The 15,761-nt window shown below is 60.3% G+C and carries 14 protein-coding genes; 9 read left to right on the forward strand and 5 right to left on the reverse strand.

From position 1 onward, the window contains the following. The first annotated feature begins 73 nt into the window (after positions 1 to 73). Genes DFP86_RS04770 through DFP86_RS04780 form a run of 3 tightly spaced genes read left to right on the forward strand, consistent with a single transcriptional unit; the run spans position 74 to position 2,094 of the window. The gene (locus DFP86_RS04770) at positions 74 to 964 is read left to right on the forward strand and encodes a LysR family transcriptional regulator ArgP (protein WP_133678872.1); all 891 of its coding nucleotides are present in this window, start codon (positions 74 to 76) and stop codon (positions 962 to 964) included. 45 nt (positions 965 to 1,009) lie between these two features. Further along, a complete protein-coding gene (bluB, locus tag DFP86_RS04775) occupies positions 1,010 to 1,759 on the forward strand; it encodes a 5,6-dimethylbenzimidazole synthase (protein WP_243729305.1) in 750 nt (249 codons plus the stop codon). 20 nt (positions 1,760 to 1,779) lie between these two features. Further along, complete coding sequence (locus tag DFP86_RS04780) at positions 1,780 to 2,094, forward strand: helix-hairpin-helix domain-containing protein (protein WP_133678874.1); 315 nt, start codon at positions 1,780 to 1,782, stop codon at positions 2,092 to 2,094. Here the strand turns inward: DFP86_RS04780 and DFP86_RS04785 are convergent. Next, positions 2,091 to 3,116 carry a S1/P1 nuclease gene (locus DFP86_RS04785; RefSeq protein WP_166642154.1) on the reverse strand — a complete coding sequence of 342 codons (1,026 nt, stop codon included), beginning with the start codon at positions 3,114 to 3,116 and terminating at the stop codon, positions 2,091 to 2,093. The genes DFP86_RS04780 and DFP86_RS04785 overlap by 4 nt on opposite strands. Before the next feature lie 161 nt (positions 3,117 to 3,277). Here DFP86_RS04785 and DFP86_RS04790 point away from each other — a divergent pair, with 161 nt between their 5' ends. From DFP86_RS04790 to cqsA, 5 genes are all read left to right on the forward strand, one after another. After that, positions 3,278 to 4,354 (forward strand): HD-GYP domain-containing protein, encoded by a 1,077-nt coding sequence (locus DFP86_RS04790; RefSeq protein WP_133678876.1) that lies wholly within the window; start codon positions 3,278 to 3,280, stop codon positions 4,352 to 4,354. A gap of 26 nt (positions 4,355 to 4,380) precedes the next feature. Continuing rightward, positions 4,381 to 4,812 (forward strand): bacteriohemerythrin, encoded by a 432-nt coding sequence (locus DFP86_RS04795; protein WP_133678877.1) that lies wholly within the window; start codon positions 4,381 to 4,383, stop codon positions 4,810 to 4,812. 113 nt (positions 4,813 to 4,925) lie between these two features. Continuing rightward, complete coding sequence (locus DFP86_RS04800) at positions 4,926 to 5,681, forward strand: response regulator (protein WP_133678878.1); 756 nt, start codon at positions 4,926 to 4,928, stop codon at positions 5,679 to 5,681. Between the two features lie 9 nt (positions 5,682 to 5,690). After that, positions 5,691 to 9,902: an ATP-binding protein gene (locus tag DFP86_RS04805; RefSeq protein ID WP_133678879.1), complete on the forward strand. Its 4,212-nt coding sequence runs from the start codon at positions 5,691 to 5,693 to the stop codon at positions 9,900 to 9,902. 423 nt (positions 9,903 to 10,325) lie between these two features. Next, positions 10,326 to 11,606, forward strand: a complete 1,281-nt coding sequence (cqsA, locus tag DFP86_RS04810; RefSeq protein WP_133678880.1) for an alpha-hydroxyketone-type quorum-sensing autoinducer synthase — start codon at positions 10,326 to 10,328, stop codon at positions 11,604 to 11,606. A gap of 20 nt (positions 11,607 to 11,626) precedes the next feature. Here the strand turns inward: cqsA and DFP86_RS04815 are convergent, their stop codons facing one another. The 3 genes from DFP86_RS04815 to DFP86_RS04825 all read right to left on the reverse strand — a co-directional run bounded on the left by DFP86_RS04815 (position 11,627) and on the right by DFP86_RS04825 (position 14,573). Next, positions 11,627 to 12,646, reverse strand: a complete 1,020-nt coding sequence (locus DFP86_RS04815) for a response regulator (protein ID WP_133678881.1) — start codon at positions 12,644 to 12,646, stop codon at positions 11,627 to 11,629. Beyond that, positions 12,646 to 13,968 (reverse strand): sensor histidine kinase, encoded by a 1,323-nt coding sequence (locus tag DFP86_RS04820; RefSeq protein ID WP_243729306.1) that lies wholly within the window; start codon positions 13,966 to 13,968, stop codon positions 12,646 to 12,648. The genes DFP86_RS04815 and DFP86_RS04820 overlap by 1 nt, the downstream gene beginning before the upstream one ends. Positions 13,969 to 14,090: 122 nt before the next feature. Then, positions 14,091 to 14,573 (reverse strand): MarR family winged helix-turn-helix transcriptional regulator, encoded by a 483-nt coding sequence (locus DFP86_RS04825; RefSeq protein WP_133678882.1) that lies wholly within the window; start codon positions 14,571 to 14,573, stop codon positions 14,091 to 14,093. A gap of 62 nt (positions 14,574 to 14,635) precedes the next feature. On the opposite strand from DFP86_RS04825, the gene DFP86_RS04830 reads away from it, so the two are divergent. Continuing rightward, positions 14,636 to 15,106: a GNAT family N-acetyltransferase gene (locus DFP86_RS04830; RefSeq protein ID WP_133678883.1), complete on the forward strand. Its 471-nt coding sequence runs from the start codon at positions 14,636 to 14,638 to the stop codon at positions 15,104 to 15,106. Between the two features lie 6 nt (positions 15,107 to 15,112). On the opposite strand, the gene DFP86_RS04835 is transcribed toward DFP86_RS04830, so the two are convergent. Beyond that, positions 15,113 to 15,670 carry a hypothetical protein gene (locus DFP86_RS04835; RefSeq protein ID WP_133678884.1) on the reverse strand — a complete coding sequence of 186 codons (558 nt, stop codon included), beginning with the start codon at positions 15,668 to 15,670 and terminating at the stop codon, positions 15,113 to 15,115. Between the last annotated feature and the right edge of the window lie 91 nt (positions 15,671 to 15,761).

The following is a 15,761-nucleotide window of genomic DNA, read 5'->3' on the forward strand; positions in this document are numbered from 1 at the left end:
GTGCGGTTGATTTGGTGAACAAAATTCAGCATATTTCAGATAGGATAAATTTTTCTTAATATACGGGGCGGCGATGCAATTCGATTGGCGCAAAGGCGAGGCCTTGCTTGCCGTGCTGGCAACCGGCAGCTTCGAGCGCGCGGCGGCACAGCTGCATCTGACCGCATCGGCGATATCCCAGCGTGTGCGTGCGCTGGAAGACGAGATCGGCCAACCGCTGATTGTGCGCACGCGGCCCTGCCTGCCGACGCCGGCCGGCCGCAAGATTCTGCTGTACCTGCAGCGTAGTCGTTTGCTGGAGCAGGAGTGGCGAGCGGAAATGGCGCGCGAGGACGAGGGCTGGTTGTCGGTGCCGTTGGCGGTCAATCACGATTCGATGGCGACATGGCTATTGCCGGCGCTGGGCGATTGTCTGCAGCGAGAGCGCATCCTGCTCGATATCACGCTGGACGATCAGTCCCACACCCAGGCGTTGATGGAGGCCGGCCGCGCGGTGGCCGGCATTGCCAGCCAGCCCGATACCCTGCGCGGTTGCCGTGCCGAATGGCTGGGTGCCATGCGCTATCGACTGGCGGCCAGTCCGGCCTTCATGGCGCGCTGGTTTGCCGACGGCTTCACGCGCCAAGCCGCGCAACGCGCGCCGCTGGCGGTCTTCGACCGCAAGGATTTGCTGCAGTGGCAAATCCTGCAGCAAGTGTTCGCGCTGACGCCCGAGTCGTTGTCGTGCCATTATTTGCCATCGAGCGAAGCGTTCATGCGCGCGATCGAACAGGGGCTGTGCTATGGCTTGCTGCCCGAACTGCAAGCGGCCGACGCGTTTGCGCAAGGCCGACTCATCGATCTGCTGCCCGGGCGGCCATTGGATGTGCCGCTGTGGTGGCATTGCTGGAATTTGCAAACGCCGCGGCTTGAGCGGTTGACGCAGGCTGTCTGCACGGGCGCGCGCGCCTGCCTGCTGCCGTAGGCTGGCAACCTCTCTTATCGCGGGCCATTTTGTTAGGGGATGACATTGGAGCAGACACTTTCTTTCGACGACCAGCCGTTTCCCGCTGCGGCGCGCGCGGCGGTCTATCAAGCCATCTTCAGCCGGCGCGATGTGCGCGGACAATTCCTGCCCGAGCCGATCGACGACGCGGTGTTGGCTCGACTGTTGATGGCGGCACACCACGCGCCGTCGGTGGGGTTCATGCAGCCGTGGAATTTTCTATTGATACGTGACGCCGCGACGCGCCGGCGCGTGCACGATCTGTTCGACACGGCCAATCAGGAGGCGCACGCGCAATTCAGCGGCGAACGGCGCGAGCTGTACAGCCGTTTCAAGCTGGAGGGCATCCTGGAGGCGCCATTCAATCTGTGCATTACCTGCGACCGTGAGCGCACCGGGCCGGTAGTGATCGGGCGCACCCACATCAAGACCATGGATTTGTACAGCTGTGTTTGCGCGGTGCAGAACCTGTGGCTGGCGGCGCGCGCCGAAGGCTTGGGCGTCGGCTGGGTCAGTATTTTCGACCAGGAGCGGTTACAGGCGGCGCTGGGCATTCCGGCGCATATCGTGCCGATTGCCTATCTCTGCGTTGGCAAGGTCAGCCACTTTCATGACAAGCCGGAGTTGGAGAAGGCCGGCTGGTTACCGCGCCTGCCGGTGGAGGAGCTGGTGTATCTGGATCGTTGGGGGCAGGCGACGGCCGATGACGATTCGTTGCGCCTGACGTTGCAAGCCATGCGCCAGGATGCCGCCGAGGGGCGCTGGCCCGCGTAGACCGATACGGAAGGAAAACCATGCATCCGGATAAAGTCAATCGTGCCGCCGTGCGGCAGCTGACCGATTTGCCGAATATCGGCCCGGCCGGGGCGCGCGATTTGCAGTTGTTGGGGATTTCGCGCCCGCAGGAGCTGGCCGGGCGCGACCCGTTGGCGCTTTACTGGCAGTTGTGCGATCTGACTGGCGAACGGCACGATCCATGCGTGCTCGATACGCTGATCTCGGTGGTGCGCTTTGCCGATGGCGCCGAACCGCGCCCTTGGTGGCACTACACCGCCGAACGCAAGGCGCTGATGGCGAACTGGGCGGCGCAAGGCCGCCCGCCGGGCTAGTAGTTCGGCCAAATGGCTTGCAGCAGTTGCGCCAACCGTGCACCGCCCTTGACGAGCTGTGCGTTTTGTATCTGCTGGCGTGTCTTGATATAGCTGCGGCGATTGTCGAACTCGACCGGCCAGCTCTTGCCTTCGCGCGCGCCGAATTGCAGGTTGTCGAACGCTTTGCCGGCGACTAGCACCGACTCGCTCGCCCAGACGGTCGGCCAGGTGCCGACCTGGCCCGCGGTGACGGGCACTTTGCGGCTTTGCGAAACCAAAGCGTGCGGATCCAGCGAGCTGGGAACGCTGTCCCACTCCCCATGCAGCTCGCCAGTGCCCACCGTCAGTAGATTGCCGCCTTGGGTGGATGTTTGGCTGAGGTCGTCGCCCGGCTGCGGGTTCAGCGGCTGGCCGTTCTGATCGAGATAAATGGCGCCGACATGCAGCGGCTGATGCTCGTCGCCGACCAGATGGGCCAGCAGTCGCAACGCTTCCGTTTGGCCCGCGCGGCCCTCGGCGAAGTTGAAGCCCTCCGGCGCCGGATGCCCCTGCAGCACCTGCACTGCCGCATTCATGGCATGGACGATGTCATGCGCGTCGGCGCCGGCGAAGTGCTCATCGTAGCGCTTCTGCTGAATCGGGATGTCGGTGAAATGGTAGCTTTTGTGACAGTTCTGATCTTTGCCGCCGTACAGGCAGTTGCTGTTGTTGCGCTCGACGTAGTCCTGCATGGCCTGGATGCCGGCCTGGGTATTGTCGAAGAATTGGCATTGATGGTCGTAATACTTGCTCTTGATGTAAGCGAAATTCTGGGTCGGATCGACCGACTTGGCACAGTCCGCCCAGATGGCGGCTTCGCGCAAGCCCTCGCCCGGCCCGAGAATCTGCTTCACATGATCTGCCGCTGGCGTGCCGGCGATCAATTCGTCGGCAATGGCGCCGATCGCCATATGCCCGGTCGATCCCCAGCCCCATGCCGCGGTCGATATCAGTAGGCCGAGTACGCAAATAGCGCGCCGGTAAAACGGTTTGATACTCATAGGGATAGAATTTCCTCTCTCGGTTGAGTACGGCCGACAGCCGGCCGCGCATAATGTTCTATAGTGAGACATATCAACATTTCTCCTTTCTTACACGGCATGGGCAACTGTCCTTTTGTTCGGTGCGGGTGCGCTTGCAAACTACTCGGCGGGTGACGGGAATGAAAAAACCGACGATTCTCGCCATTGACGATCAGCTCATCAATTTGAAACTGCTAGGCAAACTCATGTCGCAGGAGTTCGAGCTGATTACCGCCGTTTCCGGGTTCGAGGGTCTCCAGCTTTTAAAAAACGGCGCATTTCCCGACTTGATTCTGCTCGACGTCATGATGCCGGAGCTCGACGGGTTTCGCGTGCTGGAGATTCTGCGCAAAAGCCCTGTCTGGAACGATATTCCAGTTATTTTGCTGACGTCGCTGGATAGCGAGCACGACGAGGAGCTGGGATTCGCCTGCGGCGCCAACGACTTTGTCAGCAAGCCCTTCAAGCCCGCGGTCTTGCTGGCCCGGGTCAGAAACCACCTCCAGGCCAAGAGAGCGCGCGACCTGCTTCGGCTCAACAGCAACGTGCTGTCGGAGGAGGTGTTGCGCGAATCGGCCGAAAACCGTGCCATCCAGAAAGCTTGTATTCACGCCTTGGCGCATTTGGCCGAGTTTCGCGATGAAAACACCGGCGGTCATTTGATGCGAACCCAACATTACGTGCGCATCCTGTGCGAGTTGTTGGTTGACAATGACCTCTATAGCGAGGTACTGGTTCCCGATTATGTGGATTGGCTGGTGCTGTCGGCGCCGTTGCACGATATCGGCAAAGTGGGGATTCCAGATGCCATACTGCAAAAACCGGGTCCCTTGACGGTGGAGGAACGTCGTATCATGCAAACGCACTCGGCGCGCGGCCGTGAAGCGATCGAGCGCGCCGAGACCGATATTGGCCAGCCATTGACGTTCTTGGCCGTGGCCAAGGATATCGCCAAATGGCACCACGAACGTTGGGATGGTTCGGGCTATCCCGACCACCTAAAAGGCGAGGAGATTCCCTTGTCGGCCAGAATCATGGCGATAGCCGATGTTTTCGACGCGATGACGACCAGGCGCATTTATAAAACCGCCATTTCGGCGCAGGATGCCAAACGCTATATTTGCGGCGCCAGCGGTCATTATTTCGATCCGGCCTTGGCGGAGGTATTCGAATCGGGCTTCCAACGCTTCGATTTGGTCTTGTCGGGCTTCTTGTGAGTGATATATGAGGGCGGGGGGAGGTTATGCGCTTTACGTGGAGCAATGAGTTTGCCACCGGTATTCAAACCATTGACTTGCAGCATCAAGCTTTGTTCTCGACCATTAATGCTCTGCATGATTGCTATGAGAATGGCGGTACCCACGAGCAACTGCAGCCGATATTGCTGCGCTTGACTCATTACATTCTCTTTCATTTTCGGACCGAGGAGGGGCTGATGAGCCAGGCGACGCTGCCGCCGGACTGGTATGCCGAACACCTGGCGGCACACCATGAATTTACCGTGAAAATCAACGATTACGCCGATCGGTTGCCGCAGTTGACGCCAGCCGAGGTCGAGGACTTGTTGAACTATCTGGTGGAGTGGCTGAAAGACCACATCCTGGTAACCGATAAGTCGTTGGCCAGTTACCTGGCGCGTTCCGCGCCCGGGGGCGCTTTCGACGATCGGCGCTAAATGGTAATTTGCTATGAAATATAGTATTCATTCATAATTCAAAATGCCATTTGTTTGGTGCAATACCGAACGATGGACATAAGCGAAATCAATCTGTCACAGGTGGAGCGCTCATGGGCGTCGATTTATCTACTGTCAAAGTCCTGGTCGTCGACGATCAGCTGCTGGTGAGAACGTTGATCAGCCAGGTGCTGCGCAATTTCGGCGTGAAATCGGAAGCGGTTTTTCAGGCGACCGACGGCAATAACGCGCTGCACGTCTTGGCCGCCAGGCAAGTCGACATCATTCTTTGCGATATGCAGATGGCGCCGGTCAACGGCATGGATTTGCTGAAGGAAATCCGCTGCGCGCGCACCCCCAATCCGCCGAACCTACCATTCGTGTTCTTATCCGGGCACCCGGAGCGCAACAATATTTTGCTGGCGTCGAAGTTGCACGCCGACGGTTTCGTGATCAAGCCGCCCAAGCCCAACGACATCGAGAAGAATTTGCTCACCGCCCTGGAGCGCCCGCGGCCGGCCATCGATCCTTTCGGCTATCTGGCGATCGCCACCGGCTCCGAATACGACACGCGTAATTTCGAGTTGCCGTTGGCGCCGAAGCAGAGCCACGATCTGGATCTGCTGCTGGATCGTTTCCACGTCGACAAGGAAATCAAGGCGGTGGTGCCGGGCGATATCATGTCCAAGGATTTGCTGGATCAGAACGGACGCGTGCTGTTGCCGCGCGGTGTCAAGATCCAGAAGGTGCAATTGGCCATTTTGGCCAAGTACCAAGCGTTGTACGGGGTGCATACCCTGGCGGTGGCGGAGCTGCCGCATGACCAGATGATCATGTATCAGGACTATTACGGCATTAATCCCGAGTAGGGGTAGACGATGACCGAGGTGAATACCAACGCGTCACAAATCGAGTTGATCCGGCGCAGTCTGATCTTTATCGTGATCGTGATCAGCGTGTTTCAACTCATCAGTTACGGCTTGCTCATCGGCCAGGCGGTGCACGAATACCGTAATGCACAGAGCTTGGCCGAGGCCGACCGCGTCAGCCGGGCGCTGTTTTCAGCCACCGATGCGCTGGCCCGCGAGCGTAACATTTACCAGTCGATTCTGGCCGGTACGCGCCCGCAGACCCCCCAAGAGCGTCAGGCGCTGGCGCAGCTGCAAAGCCGCGCCGACCGCGGCTTCTCGCTGGCGTTCGCCACACTGGACGCGTCGCGGCTGATCGTCGACGATAAGATCGTCAGCTCGATGCGGAATCGCTGGGATCACTTCCAGACAGTGCGCGCCGCGCTCGATAACAGGCTGGCGACGGGCGGGGCGACCGACGAAACGCTGTCGTTCGAGCTATCGCTTTCTATCGACGACCTGTTCGAACGCACCTCGCTGGTGTCCCACGAGTTGACTCGCCGGCTTTCCAGTGCGCCCGACGACGCCATCGGCCGGCTGGCGGAAGTCAGCTACCTGCTATGGCAGATTCGCAACCAGGTGGCGACCGACGGCACGGCGATGATTCAGCGCGCCCAGCTCGGCCACTTGCTGAATTCCTCCACCGAGGCGGAGCTCGACTCCCAACGCAGTCTGGCGGCCAATGCCATGAACCAGATGCAGATCGGCATCCGCTTTTTGCCCGACGTTCAAGGCGGTTGGCATGGCGCGGAGCTGGGCGAGCGTCTGACGGATTTCCAGGCCTTGAGTTCGGCGCAGACCGCCAGCCTGGCGCAGCGTCAGAGTTCGCCTTACAACGCCGACCAGTACCGGCAGCGCACCGAGAGCCTGCAGGATGTGGTGATTCAGCGTTTCCGTCTGTTTTCGCTATTCCTGCGCGACCGGGTCGAACAAGATACCCGTGCTGCGCTGGGCCAGTTGGTGCAGAACACGCTGTTCCTCTGTCTGGCCATCCTGTTGAACTTGGCCTTGGTCTTCTGGCTACAGCGGCGGGTGCTGCGGCCGTTGCTGCTGCTCAACAAGGTTCAGGACGCCGCGCGCGAAGCGATTTTGCTGACCAATACCCAGGGCCGCATCTTCATGGCCAACCGCGGCGCGGAAGGGCTATTCGCGCTGTCGGCCCATCAACTGGCCGCCCTCAATATCAACGAGTTGCTTCTCGATGCCGGGTTGGATCGCACCCGGCTGGAAGAGCTGGCCGTCACCGGCCAGGAACTACAAACCCAGCTCACGCGCAAAGGAGAAGCGCCGTTCCATGTCAGCGTGATCGCCAGTCCTTTGCTGGTTCACAACGATCAGAAAGGCATTTTGCTGATCGTGCGCGACGACCAGGAGCGCTTCAACGCCGAGTTGGCGCGGCGTCACAGCCTGGAGGTGATGTCGGATATTTCCCGTATTCAGAACCTGCTGTTTACGCCGATCCTGCGCCAAGTGGTGTTCGACGACCTGTTGGAAATCCTGCTGCAGCATGCCGGCGGGCAAGCGGGGTTGTTGTTGGAGTCGAAAGGCGGCTTGTCGGGCGAGACCTACCGCTGCCGGGCCCGGCTGGGCGACGTCGAACCGTTGATCGCCTGTGACCAGACCGGCGATTTGACCGATCTGCGGCAGGCGCTGATCAAGGATCCGCGCTGGATCCTGTTCCCGGTGTCGTTGCAAGAGGGGTTGAGCGGGCTGGTCGCCATTTGGCGCGAGCGTCGCGATCAGGTGCCGGAGAGCTTCGGCCCGCTATTGGCCTTGTTCGCCAGTGTGTTGGGCTTCGTGTCCGAAGAGGAGTCGCGCAAGCAATCCTCATTGAGGCTGAGCGAGGTGCTGCGCGAGCAGGAGGCGATCTTCAAGGCGTCGCCGGTCGGTCTGCTGCTGATCGACGACACCGACCGGATTTTGAAGGTCAACCACCTGGTGAGCCGCATCTTCGGCATCGATGAGTCGTCGCTGGCGTTGAGCAAACTGGAAAAATTGCTCAACGCGCCGGAGGCCTGGGCGCTGTTATCCAAGCAAATGAGCCGGGTGAAGCAGGGTAAGCAGGCCACCTCGCTGGAAGTGGCGTGCAAGACCCGAGCCGGGGCCGATATCTGGCTGTTGTTCGAAACCAACGCGCTGCACGAAGGGCTGCCGAACGAAGGATTGATTCTCTCCTGCATCGACATCACCAGCCTGAAACGCACCGAGATGGCACTGCGGGATGCCCGCGATAGCGCCGCGGAGTCGCGCAGCCGGCTGGGGGCGGCCATCGAGGCCATTCCGGAAGCCTTCGGCTTCTACGACATCGAAGATCACATGGTGATCTGTAACCAGCATTACGCCAATCTGTTCTTCTCCGGCATCTCCGCCGAGCAGGTGGTCGGAGAGAGCTTCGAGTCGCTGGTGCGCTTGTCGTTGCTGAGCGGGAAGGAAGTCATCGAGGAAGGCTTCTCGCCCGAGGAGTGGGTTGGCGAGCGCGTGCGCCGACATTTGCTGGAACAGTCCTCTTTTGTCTTGCAGGTCGGCGAGCGCTGGTACCTGGCCAGCGATCAAAAGATTCCCGGGCTGGGTACGGTCTGCCTGCGTGCCAATATTACCGACTTGAAGGCCAAGGAGCAGGAGCTGCTGCTGGCCAAGAGTAAGGCGGATGACGCCAACAAGGCCAAGAGCGCCTTCCTGGCTTCCATCAGCCACGAAATCCGCACGCCACTCAACGGCATACTGGGATTGCTGGAGCTATTGCGCATCGCGATTCAGGATCGTCAACAACAGGATACGCTGGCGTCGATTCAGGAGTCGGCCAATACCTTGTTGCGGCTCATCGACGACATTCTGGACTTTTCCAAGATCGAGGCCGGCAAGCTGCAGATCACGCCGGAGCCGGTCGCCTTGGAGGGGGTGCTGCGTAGTGTGCATGGTCTGTATCAGGAGACGGCCCGTAACAAGAACATCCGTTTCGAGCTGGTCGTCGCCGATGGCCTGGCGCCGGCGCATTTGGCCGACCCTTTGCGCCTACGGCAGATCCTGCAGAATTTTGTCAGCAATGCGTTGAAATTCACCGAGACCGGCAAGGTCGAGTTGCAGGTGCGAGTACTGTCGAGCACGCCCGAAGCGCAAACGTTGCAATTCGCCTGCATCGACAGCGGCATCGGTATCGCGCAGGAAAATCTGGAAAAGCTGTTCCAGCCCTTTACCCAAGCGGAGTCGAGTACCACGCGCCGCTTTGGCGGCACGGGCCTGGGGCTGGCAATCTGCCGTCGCCTGGCCGACTTGATGGGCGGCCACATCGACATGATCAGCCAGCTTGGCGAAGGCACGACCGTGCACTTCGAGGTGACCCTGCCGCTCGCCGATGAGAGCCGGGTGGTCCGGCGCGACGAGCAGCCGGTCGTGCCGGAAGGCATTGCCTTCGCGCTCGATGCGCCGATCCTGTTCGTCGAGGACAATCCGATCAACCGCAAGTTGACGACCATGCAGTTGAACAAGCTGGGTGTGCCTTTCCAGGTGGCGGAGAATGGCAAGGAAGCACTGGACTACTGGATGGAAAACCCTGTGTCGCTGATTCTGACCGACTGCCATATGCCGGTCATGGATGGCCATCAGTTGGCGCGGGAGGTGCGCCAGATCGAACAGCTGATGCCTGGGCGCGAGCCGGTGCCGATTCTGGCCTGCACCGCCAATGTCGCAAGCGACGAGGCCGCGCATGCCAAGGAGGCCGGCATGAACGAGGTGTTGACCAAGCCGCTCAACCTGCTCGCCCTACAAAGCGCGTTGTCGCGCTGGCTGCCGCAGCACGGCGATCAGGCGGAGCAGCCTGCGCAGACTGCCGGCGCAGGGGCCGATACCGACGCGATCGATCGCAGCGCGCTTGAAATCTACAGCCAAGGCGATATCGCCGTCGAACTCAGCCTGATCCAGGAATTCCTGGCCTCGGAACGGGAGGATCTGGCCGGCGCCCAGGCGGCGGTCGCCGCGCAGGATTACGAGCAGGCGCGGTGGTTCACCCATCGCATCAAAGGCGCCGGGCGCATGATCGGCGCCATGCAACTGGGCGATGCGGCCGAGGCCCTGGAGCGCTGCGCCAAACAGCAAGGTGAAATGGGCGGGGCGTTCGAACAGTTGGATGCCGCTTTCCGCGAGGTCGATCACTGGGTTGCCCGGCACCAACCTGGCGAGGTTTGACGCGCCATTCGACCGGCAAGACCAAAAATGCCCACTGTGAAAACGGTGGGCATTTTTTTTGGCGCCGACCTCGTCCTCCGGGGCACGCCTTGGCCCACACCTCACGTCAGCCCGGCTGTCGGCCCGTAGATCCCCACATCCCTTCCCGCGCAACGCCGCGGACCTTGCTAGATACCTGGTTTTCTCCGTTGTTTTTCAGACTATTCCTTTTAGGTTTTGCGCTATGACGTCTGCAACTGCAGGCAATTTCGGCCAAGAAGGGAGAGTATGACTTGATCTCATCGGCATACGTCAGATGGCTTATGAATTTGGGATAGATTATCCAGGCGCGGCTGTGGTGCTTGAGCGGGCCACGGCGTCTTTGCCTGATGTTGTTTCCATTCAGGCCCGGGAGGAACCGCTCTATACCCTAAGGAGAAAAAAATGAACCATTCCGTCATGACGCTTCATCGTACTAAGCCTTTCCACCATGCGCCGGAGCCGGCATTCCTGGCTCGCCGCGTGGAGGGCTATTACCGTGAGCGAGTCCAGAATACTTGGGACGGTGGGCATATCATGCGTGGCAGGCAGCCCGGGGAGGGCGCTATCCATTTGAGCAGCAACGACTACTTGTCATTGGCACGGCATCCGAAGATTCTGCGGGCGGCCGCAGAGTGCCTGCTGAAAAGTGGCAATGGCTTGCTGATGTCGGGTATTTTCCTGCACGGCGCCAATCCGCTGCTCGAATTCGAAAAGCGGTTGGCGAATTTCATGGGCGCGCAGGCCGGTGTGCTTTGCCAATCGGGCTTTGCCGCCAACACGGGGCTGGTTCAGTCCATCGCCGACGAGAACACACCGGTTTACGTGGACAAGATGGCTCATATGTCGTTGTGGGAGGGCATCCGTAGTGCCGGTGCGCAGGCTGTGGCCTTCCATCATAACGACATGGAACATTTAAATCGCCAAATCCTTAAATACGGTCCCGGCGTGATCCTGGTCGACTCCGTCTACAGCACCAACGGCAGCGTATGCCCGCTGGATGTGCTGGTCGAGGTGGGCGCCTCGCACGGATGCGTGCTGGTGGTGGACGAATCCCATTCGCTGGGTACCCATGGCGTGCATGGCGAGGGTCTGGTCGCGGCGCTAGGCTTGTGCGACAAGGTGCATTTTCGCACGGCGAGCTTGGCCAAGGCGTTTGCCGGGAGAGCGGGGTTTATTACTTGCTCCGAGCGCTTCAGCGAGTATTTCAAGTTCGAAGCGAACCCGGCGATCTTCAGTTCGACGCTGCTGCCCCACGAGATCGCCGGTCTCGATGCCACGCTGACGGTGATCCGCGACGAACCCTGGCGGCGCAAAGCGTTACACGGCAATGCCGCTTACCTGCGCGATCATCTGGACGATCTAGGCTACAACCTGAACGGTTGCCAGTCGCAGATCATCGCCCTGGAGTCCGGCACCGAGCGGCAAACCATTGCACTGCGAGATGCGCTCGAGGCCCGGGGGATCTTCGGTTCGGTCTTTTGCGCACCGGCCACGGCGAAGAATCGCGCGCTGATCCGGCTGTCGATCAACGGCACGCTGACGGATGACGAACTGGCGCGCATCGTCGACGTTTGTCGCCAGATCCGCGACGAGGTCGGCATGGCCGACTGGGCCTCGACACGTCGCAAGAAGGCGCAGCCGCCGGTGATCGAGCATCGCGAGGCAATCGCCGCCGTCGCGTAAGCCGGGGCGCGGGAGGGGGACTATTGTTGGCCCCCCTCCTGCTGGTCTAGCCATTCTAGGAAAGCGTTATAGGAGACGATCCCTTTGAGATCCCCGCCGGTCGGATTCGAGACCACGGCGTAATGGTACAGCTCCTCGCCCAGGAAAGCGGTCGCGGGGTGGAGATAGGCCTGCCAGTTACGACAGTGGGGCATGTACTCGCCTTCCGGTGTAGGAAAGTAAGGCACGTACAGCCTGCTGGCCAGGCGTTGCAGCAGCGCCGCGGGCGCGCCCTGGTCTTGAGCGATATCGTAATGGCTGCGCAGATCCTCTTCCGTCTTGATGATCATCAGATGCGCCTTGCCCTGCGCATCCAGCATCAAAAAACCATCTGGCGTGGCGGTCAAATAAAACTCGACGATGTTGAGCCGCGCGCGCAGTTCGGCAAACGCCACGGCGAAGTGCGCATCTCGCAGAAAGCGGTACGAACCCAGCGACAAGGCTTCCATGACCGTGCGCGCCATGTGTTCGAAATAGGCTACTTGCAGTTCCGCAATCGCCTGATTCAGCGTCGGGATGACGTCGGCGTCCTGCTTGAGAATGAAGCGGTCGATCAAGCCTTGATTAAAGGCCTGCACTGCGAGCTTCTCATCGGCTTTGCCGGTCAGCAGGATTTTCTTGATGGCTGGATTTTCGATCCCGCGACAGAATGCCAGGCCGTCGATTTCCGGCATGTCGTAGTCGACCACCACAACCGAAATTCGCTCGAAACGGTGCCGGTTGTGCACCTCTCGCAAGATGTTGTCCAGATTCAGATCGAGCACTCGGTGCGACATCGGCAGTTCGTCGCCGAACGGCGAGACCGAAAAAAATCGTTCGATCAGCGGCGAGCTGGAAGACGGTCCGTTGAGATCGGCCAGCGCGTCGAGAGGGGCGTCGTAGAGCCGAAAGGCCAGGTTGGCATCGAGCTGCAGGCTCAGGTTGTCGAGAAAGGCGCGGCTGTCGTCGACCAACGCGACCATCGATGGAAAGTACAAAGGAGGAGTGTCATTTCGTGGCATCAATGATTCACCGCAGGAAAGGTTAGTACGAACTCGCTGAACTCGCCCAGCGTCGATGTGCAGGTAATGTTGCCGTCGAATGCCTGCATCACGCTACGACAATATGCTAGCCCGATTCCTGCGCCTGAGCCATCGTCATGACCAAATGACCAGGAGTAAAAGCGAGTGAAGATATGCGGCAACACTTGTGGCGGAATGCCCGATCCGGTATCCCTGAAAATCAGCCGGCCACCCTCGGGCAACACTTCGAAGCGAATGAGAATATTGCCCTTGCCGGCCTGGGCGATGTGGCGCAGGGCATTTTTCAGCAGATTGAAGAACACATGCACCATCAGGAGTTCGTTGCCGTGGAATTGGAAATCCGCCGGTGTGTCCAGCCTGACGAGCTGGCGTTCTTTTTCTGAGGAAAAGGAGTAGCGCTGCAAGGCCATCTCCAGACAGCTCGACATGCTGCAGGTGGCAAAAGGGACGTCTTTGAAGTCGAAGGGCTTGGCATTGGCCAGCAACATGTCGATGACGATGTTGGAGTAGTTGACCTCTTCTTCGATACGCGCCAGCACGCGGCGCATCGATTCGCGGTGTACTTCGCGGATCGGCTCGACCGGCAGGCCGGCCTCCTGTGCCGAGCGGTAAGCATTGAGCAAGATCGGCAAATGCTGCATCAGGCCGGTCGCCCCCGCCTTGATGCCCAATAACGGCGTGCGCAATTCATGCGCAATCATGCTGGCCGTACTGCGCATGGCGCGCAGGCGTTCCTGTTTGACGACTTCGGAGCTGTAATTGGCCACCGCACCGAAAACGATCACGAATAGATAAATGGGCGCATGTTCCAGGCTCTGGAACGGCATATGCGTCGTTGTGCTTGTCAGGCGGTAGGCGAGCCAAGCCCCGCCGACGCCGAGGGTGACCTGGATAAAAAGGTTGCGCCAGTCCAGTAGCAGCACCATGAGCGCGGCGGCGGCCAGCGTGGAGAGCAGCCAAGCCGAGCAGCCGTTGTTCTTCAGCAGCATGAAGGTGAAAAAGAAGGGGAGTGCGAACAGCGTGGCGGCGTACCAATAGATCGGCACAAAGCGGCGCGCTGCTGCCGGCCAGTGCTTGGCCAGCATGATCGGCACGAACAGCGCGCTACCCAGCAGGCGCAGCGGTAGATTCTCGTAGGGCTGGGGAAACAGGTAGTGCCAGACGAAGTAATACAGCGGGAAGCCGATCACGGCGACCAGCCCGAAAGGCAGGAAGCGCGGTTCGAAGTATTGGGCGCTTTGCACCATGCCGTCGAGAATCCGGCGGGTAAAAGTCTGCGTGGCTTGCTGGATCTCTATCATGGTGGGCAGGCTTGGGTGGAAACGGATGCGAAGCCTCTCCGTCTAGGCGCGGCCGGACTGTCGAGGGGGTGGCGTATTGTGGCATACCCGCGGCGGGTGGTGGAATCCTTACGCAAGTGGCATCACCCGATATCGTCCAGACGTTTGGCGATCTGTACTAACCAGTGGCGCACGGCGCGTTCTTCGTCTGCCGGGATGTCGGCCAAGAGCGCCGCTTCGACCGCCTGGGTTGCGGCTTTGCCACTCGCCAGCAGCGATTCGCCCGCCGCGGTGAGTTCGATGACCTGAATGCGGCCATGTTGCGCGTGCGGTCGCCGCGATACGGCGCCGGCCCGTGCCAGGTTGCCGACGATGACGCTCAAGGTTTGCGGCGTCAGGAGCGACAATCGGGCCAGATCGGCGCTCGATGCGCCGGGGTAGCTGGCCAGCATGGTCAGCACCGAGAATTGCGGCAAGGTCAGGCCGACATCCTGGAGTGCGTGTTCCATCCTGATTCGGTGGGCGGCATGGGCTTGTCGCAGCAGGTAGCCGATGTGGCCGGCTTCACCCCGTTTACCTTCGCCGATGGCCGGCATCGGCGCCTGGTGCGTGCATGTCTTGCGCATAATGTCAGAGTTCGAATATATTCGCTGTGTTCGAATTCTGATATTAACCCATGGGGGGCGACATGACATCTCCGAGACATGACTGTGGAAGTCTTGCAACGGCGGCTTGCCTAGGTGCGATCGACGACGCAGCCGGCGTGCAGAATTGCTTCGAGCTGATGCGGCAACTGCGTCCGCAACTCGGCTCGGTGGCTGAATGGCTGGCCTATTGGCAGCGGCAGTCGGCACAGGGCTACCGGCTGGCCGGCGTGCTCGACGGCTCCCAGCCGGTGGCGTTGGCCGGTTACCGTGTGCAAGAGAACCTGGTGCACGGCCGCTATCTCTATGTCGACGACTTGGTGACCGATGCGGCGCAACGCAGCCGTGGCCATGGCGAACGGCTGATGGCCCATCTGCGCGATCAGGCGCGTGCCTTGGGCTGTGGCAAGGTGATACTGGACACGCCGCTATCGAACGCGTTGGGCCACCGTTTCTATTTCCGCTGCGGCCTGTTGGCAAGCTCCCTGCGCTTCAACGTGCCGATCGAGCCGTGACGCGCGTCAATGCGGCCAGTCGCCATCGTCTTGGCAGTTTTCAACAAAAACCTGATTGTTTTGCGCATCGTTGGGGATATAGACCTGGTTGACCGGCGAGGTAGGGTAATTCAGATCGTCGCTGCATTTCGCGCTTTGCCCCGGGCCGACCACGATCAGTGCGCCCGCCTTGATGGTGCAGTGGCTGACCTTGTTCAGCGCACTCCAGGCCGGACAGATTTCGTTTTCCTGCCGATAAGCGTCGCGCGGGCCTTGCGGCGCGCTGAACGACCACCAACCGCCCAGGGCCGTATAGGGCTTGCTTGCGTCCCAGACGCGATACACCGTCACCATGTTGCCGCCGGTTTCCGCCAACTTAAAGACCTTGCCGGTACACAATTTTCCTTGCTGCGGTGCGCCGATGGCCTTGGCGAGTAGGGTCGGATCCTGGACTTCCTCCAACCCGGCCGGCGGCGCTTGCACATCGCCGGTACACATTGTTGCGTTTTGATCGGCAGCCATGGACGGCGTGCCGATGCCGCCGATCATAACGGCCAGCACGGCGACGGTAATGAGTCTGAGCACGGTGACACTCCCTAGTTTGCTCCGGTCGGATCTGACCGGAGCCTCTAGGTAGTCTAAGTGCGACAGACGGAGATACCAACCGCACTATCGG

The organism is Paludibacterium purpuratum, from assembly GCF_004363805.1.
Taxonomy (GTDB): domain Bacteria; phylum Pseudomonadota; class Gammaproteobacteria; order Burkholderiales; family Chromobacteriaceae; genus Paludibacterium; species Paludibacterium purpuratum.